Below are 1,344 nucleotides of genomic sequence, written 5' to 3' on the forward strand. Positions count from 1 at the left end.
GATGTGTATAAGAGACAGGCCAGGTCGTCGAACCCGCACACCGCCGTCACCCGCCGCGCGGGGGTGGGGTGCAGGCGCAGATCCAGCGAGGTGATCACGCCCAGGGTGCCCTCGGCGCCGACGAACAACGCCGACAGGTCGTAGCCGGTGTTGTCAAGGCGCACCCGGCTGTGCCGGCGCAGCAGCGAACCGTCGGGCAGGGCGACCTCCAGGCCGACGACCTGTTCGCCCATGTTGCCGTAGCGGACCGTGCGCAGCCCGCCGGCGTTCGTCGACGCCATCCCCCCGACGGTCGCCGTGTCCCGGGCGGCCAAATCCACGCCGAACAGCAGGCCCGCGCCGCCCGCGGCCCGTTGCACCGCGGCCAGTGTCGCGCCGGCGCCCGCCCGGACGCGGCGCTCTACGGTGTCGACGTCATCGAGGGCGTGCAGCCGCTCGGTGGACAGCAGCACGTCGTCGTGCTCGGGCACGGTGCCGGCCACCAGCGAAGTGCGGCCGCCCTGGACGGTGACGTGCGCCCCCGCGTCCCGGCAGACGCGCAGCACCTCGGCGACCTGCTCGGGCGAACCCGGGCGCACCAGCGCGCTCGCCCGGCCCCGATAACGACCGGTGTGGTCGACGCTGCGGCCCGCGAGCACGTCGGAATCGGTCAAGACGTGGTTCGACCCCACCACCTCGGCCAGGCTACGCAGCATCGACACCATCCCCTACGCCGAACGTGCACTGAGGGCGAAAAATTAGCCTAATTCTCGCCGTGAGTGCACGTTCGGTGACGAACCGAGGCTAGAACTCCTTGTGTGGCACGTCGGTCACCAGGCCGCCGTCCATCACGAACTCGCTACCGGTGGAGTAGGACGATTCGTCGCTGGCCAGGAACAGGATGAACGTCGAGACCTCCCGCGACTCGGCCGGACGGCCGAGCGGAATCGTCACCATGTCCTCGGGCAGATGCTGGGTCATCGGGGTGCGGATGAAGCCGGGGTGCACGGAGTTGACGCGGATGTTGTGCGGCGCCAGCTCCAGCGCCGCGGACTTCGCCAGCCCGCGCACCCCCCACTTGGACGCCACGTACGGGTGCACCATGGGCGCGCCGCGCAGGCCCTCGATCGAGGACACGTTGATGATCGAGCCGCCGCCCGCCGCGATCATCGGCTCGACCGCCGCGCGCATCCCCAGGAAGGTTCCGGTCAGGTTGACGTCAATCACCTTCTGCCACTTGGCCAGATCGAAACTCTTCAGCGGCCCGAGCGCGACGGTCCCGGCGTTGTTGACCAACACGTTGAGCTTGCCGAATTCGCTCACGGCGGTCTCGACGGCCGCGTCCCACCTGTCTCTTATACACAT

At 69.3% G+C, this 1,344-nt stretch carries 2 protein-coding genes; both read right to left on the minus strand.

Translation table 11 applies throughout. The annotated features are described in order from the left end of the window. Window positions 1-695: FAD-binding oxidoreductase (locus tag WU80_RS24700; RefSeq protein ID WP_156371888.1), on the minus strand; the 695-nt coding region annotated here is incomplete at its 3' end. 88 nt (window positions 696-783) lie between these two features. Beyond that, a partial coding sequence (locus tag WU80_RS24705) for an SDR family oxidoreductase (RefSeq protein WP_055405899.1) occupies window positions 784-1,344 on the minus strand: 561 nt, incomplete at its 5' end.

The organism is Mycobacterium sp. UM_11, from assembly GCF_001414075.1.
Lineage (GTDB): Bacteria > Actinomycetota > Actinomycetes > Mycobacteriales > Mycobacteriaceae > Mycobacterium.